Origin of the sequence: Streptomyces alkaliphilus (assembly GCF_014141535.1) — a bacterium.
Lineage (GTDB): Bacteria > Actinomycetota > Actinomycetes > Streptomycetales > Streptomycetaceae > Streptomyces > Streptomyces alkaliphilus.
The window spans coordinates 1-3,641 of sequence record NZ_VKHT01000519.1; the positions used below are offsets into that span (position 1 = coordinate 1).

4 protein-coding genes are annotated in these 3,641 nt (G+C 70.1%); all 4 read left to right on the forward strand.

All coding sequences use genetic code 11. From position 1 onward, the window contains the following. Positions 1-169 precede the first annotated feature (169 nt). The 4 genes from FNQ90_RS15945 to FNQ90_RS15960 all read left to right on the forward strand — a co-directional run bounded on the left by FNQ90_RS15945 (position 170) and on the right by FNQ90_RS15960 (position 3,508). Positions 170-535 carry a phage holin family protein gene (locus tag FNQ90_RS15945; RefSeq protein ID WP_323379996.1) on the forward strand — a complete coding sequence of 122 codons (366 nt, stop codon included), beginning with the start codon at positions 170-172 and terminating at the stop codon, positions 533-535. Further along, positions 511-1,188 carry a DUF3618 domain-containing protein gene (locus FNQ90_RS15950; protein ID WP_182606998.1) on the forward strand — a complete coding sequence of 226 codons (678 nt, stop codon included), beginning with the start codon at positions 511-513 and terminating at the stop codon, positions 1,186-1,188. The genes FNQ90_RS15945 and FNQ90_RS15950 overlap by 25 nt, the downstream gene beginning before the upstream one ends. 132 nt (positions 1,189-1,320) lie before the next feature. Further along, on the forward strand, positions 1,321-2,409 hold the full coding sequence (locus FNQ90_RS15955) for a YihY/virulence factor BrkB family protein (protein ID WP_182606999.1): 1,089 nt from the start codon (positions 1,321-1,323) through the stop codon (positions 2,407-2,409). A gap of 175 nt (positions 2,410-2,584) precedes the next feature. Continuing rightward, entirely contained in the window at positions 2,585-3,508 is a 924-nt protein-coding gene (locus FNQ90_RS15960) for a DUF2382 domain-containing protein (protein ID WP_182607000.1), read from the forward strand. The last annotated feature ends 133 nt before the right edge of the window (positions 3,509-3,641 follow it).

Below are 3,641 nucleotides of genomic sequence, written 5' to 3' on the forward strand. Positions count from 1 at the left end.
GCCCCCACGGGTACACCGCCCGGCGTGCCGACCGGGGGAGAGACCCCCGGGCCGGCGACCCGGCCCGCGTACCCCGGCCACCCGGAGGCATGAGATGTCATCCGCTTCACCGGAATCGCGCGGACGACACGACCCGCCCGGGGTCGAGTCACACGAGGAGGAAGCCTCGGTGGGGGAACTGCTCTCCGCGGTGACCTCGGACGTGCAGACGCTGTTCCGCCAGGAAATCGAGTTGGCCAAGACCGAGGTGCGGGAGGAGGCCGTCAAGGCGGGCAAGGCCGCCGGCATGTTCGCCGGTGCGGGATTCGCCGGCTGGATGGTGGCGATCTTCCTCTCCTTGGCCGCCGTCCTGGGGTTGGCCGATGTGATGGACGCCGGTTGGGCGGCACTGATCGTCACCGCCGTCTGGGCGGTGATCGGCGGTGTGCTGTTCATACTGGGCCGCTCTCGCATGCGGGAGGTTTCCCCCAAGCCGGAGAGGACCGTTGAAACGCTGAAGGAGGACGCACAATGGGCACGTCACCCGACCGGATGAAGGACGATATCGATGTCACCCGGGAACGCCTGAGCGAGAACGTGGACCGTCTGGCGGACCGGGCCAGTCCGCGAGCGGCGGTGCGCCGACGGGGTCGGCGCGTACGGGGGGCCGTGCACGACCTGCGGGACCGTGTGATGGGCACGGCCTCGGACTCCACCGACTCCGCCCGGGACCGCGTCCATCAGGCCGCCGGTTCGGCGCGGGAGGGCGCGGAGCACAGCGCGGCGGAGGCCCGCAAGGTGGCGGGACAGGCCGGCGAGGCGCTGGAGCAGGCTCCCGGTGCCGCGGTTCGACACACACGGGGCAACCCGCTGGCCGCCGGGGTGATCGCCTTCGGCGCGGGGCTGCTGGTCTCCTCCCTGCTGCCGCCCTCGCGGGTGGAGCAGCAGATGGTCTCGGAGGTCTCCGACCGGGCCGAGGGCTTGGTCGAACCGGTTCGGGAAGCCGCCATGGAGTCCGCGCAGCGGTTGAAGGACGAGGCCGGGGAGATAGGCCGCCACGCCGGTGAGGAGTTGAAGGAGAGCGCCGGCCGGGCAGCCGGAACGGTCCGGGAAGAGGCTCGTGGCCAGGCCGGTGAGGTCACCGACCGGGCACGGGATTCCGCCCGACAGGTGTCGGATGACGCTCGCGGGCAATCCGACTCCGTGTAATTCCCCGGAGCGGACCGACCGGGTTCCGCCGCCGCCGAGCCGACGTGGTCGGCGCGGGGCGGCGGGGCCCGGCCCGTCGGGCTCCGGATCGGGTTCCGGGCCCTTGCGGGGCTCACCGGAAGAGGTGGCGACATGGCACGGCGATACGTGGGGCGCAAAGCGGAGACCGGGCGGGAGACCGCGGCGGACGAGCACGGCGGAACGGCGGAAGGGGGAACCCCCGGGAACCGGCGGGCGGAAACCACCGAAGGGCCCACCGCCGAACCGGAACGGGGCCGCCCCCCGGAGGGCCCCCGGGGCGAGCAACCGCCGGAGAGCCCGACCGATCTCTCCAAGCGCTCCTGGAAGAACGTCTTCAAGCGCACCGCCAAGGAGTTCAAGGAGGACGGCCTGATCGACTGGGCCGCCTCGCTCACCTACTACGGCATCCTGTCGATCTTCCCGGCGTTGCTGGCCCTGATCTCGATCGCGGGGTTGATGGGTACCAACGCCGTCCAGACCCTGATCGACAATGTGGGGCAGCTGGCCCCGGGGCCGGTGCGTGACCTGTTGACCAGCATGCTGGAGCAGTTGGACGGAGCGGCCGCCGGCGCGGGCTTCGCCCTGATCGCGGGTCTGGCGGTCGCCTTGTGGTCCGCCTCCGCGTACATCGCCGCGTTCATGCGGGCCTCCAACGCGGTCTACGACATCGGTGAGGGACGTCCCATCTGGAAGACCCTGCCGGTCCGGGTCGGGATCACCATCGTGGTGGTGGTGGTGTTGGTCCTGATCGCGGTCGGCGTGGTCTTCACCGGCACGATGGCACAGCGGGCGGGTGACGTACTGGGGCTGGGCGAGACCGCGGTGCAGGTGTGGGACATCGCCAAGTGGCCGGTGATGGTTCTGCTGTTCAGCATGGTGATCGCGCTGCTGTACTGGGCCTCCCCGAACGTCAAGCACGGTTTCCGCTGGGTCAGCTTCGGCAGTGTGTTGGCGGTGCTGATCTGGATCCTGGCCTCGCTGGGCTTCGCGGCCTACGTGGCGAATTTCGGAAACTACAACCAGACCTACGGCAGTCTGGCGGGTGTGATCATCTTCCTGATCTGGATGTGGATCTCGAACATCGCGATCCTGCTGGGGCTGGAGGTCAACGCGGAACTCGAGCGCTCCCGCGCGATCGCCAACGGCTACCCGCCGGAGACCGAGCCGTATGTGGAACCCCGGGACACGCGCAAGCTCTGACCACCATCCGGAGCGGGCCCGGCCGCACGGGTGGCGGGAGGGGTGACGGCCTCGACGTCACCCCTCCGGTCGTTTCGGGGCGACGGACCCCGAAATCGAGGGATTGACCTTTTCACAGGTTTTCGGATGCTTTGCACAGGTTAGGCGCTCTGTAGGCAGCTGAAGGAGGAGAACAGTGATCACTCGAGAGCAGATCCCGGCCGTACTGGACCACCCGGTTCACGACCGCGAGGGCAAGAAGATCGGTGACGCCAAGCACGTCTTCCTCGATGACGCCACCGGGCGCCCCGAGTGGGTCAGCGTCAAGACCGGACTCTTCGGGACCAACGAGTCGTTCATCCCGATACACGAGGCCACCCTCGTCGAGGACCACCTGGAGGTCCCCTACGACAAGGACATGGTCAAGGACGCCCCGAACGTGGACGTGGACTCCGGCGGGCACCTCTCCGAGCAGGAGGAACACCGACTCTACGAGCACTACGGCATCGACTGGGACGCCGCTTGGCAGGACGCCAATGCTCCGGGGACCGGCGGCTGGGCTCGCTCCGACCGGGAACAGCGCACCGGAACCGAGATGGGGGCGGACACCGGCGGTTGGGAAGGCACCGAACCGAGGATCGACGCCGGCATCGGCACCGGTACCGAGGGTCGGGCCGCCCAGGAACCGCCCACCGCCGAGGCTCCGCCCGGCTACCGGGGCCCCGGAGCCGACGACGCCATGACCCGCTCCGAGGAACGCATGCACGTCGGGAAGGAGCGGCAGGAGACCGGTCGCGCACGTCTGCGGAAGTACGTCGTCACCGAGGAGGAGCAGCGGACCGTTCCGGTCAGGCGGGAGGAGGTGCGCGTCGAGCGCGAGCCGATCACCGAGGCCAACCGGGACTCCGCGGTCTCGGGCCCCGAGATCACCGAGTCCGAGCACGAGGTGACGCTGCACGAGGAACGGCCCGTGGTCGAGACCCGCGCCGAACCGGTGGAGCGAGTGCGGCTGTCCACCGAGGAGCACACCGAGGAGGAGTCGGTGCGGGGCGAGGTGCGCAAGGAACGCATCGAGGCCGACACCCCCGATGAGCCCGGTCGAGGGGACCGGCGCTCCTGAACCATGCCCACGGACCCCGGGCCCGTCCGGGGTCCGGCTCCGCCCCGGGAAGGCTCCGCCCCACCCGGGGCGGAGCCTTCTCACGACGGGGGCCTCCCCGCACGGGTCCACGCACCGGGCCTCACCCCCCGGC

What these genes read in the sequence shown, in the direction of transcription:
- FNQ90_RS15950 (WP_182606998.1), top strand. Translation starts at nt 511, where the DNA reads ATGGGCACGTCACCCGACCGGATGAAGGACGATATCGATGTCACCCGG.
- FNQ90_RS15955 (WP_182606999.1), top strand. Translation starts at nt 1,321, where the DNA reads ATGGCACGGCGATACGTGGGGCGCAAAGCGGAGACCGGGCGGGAGACC.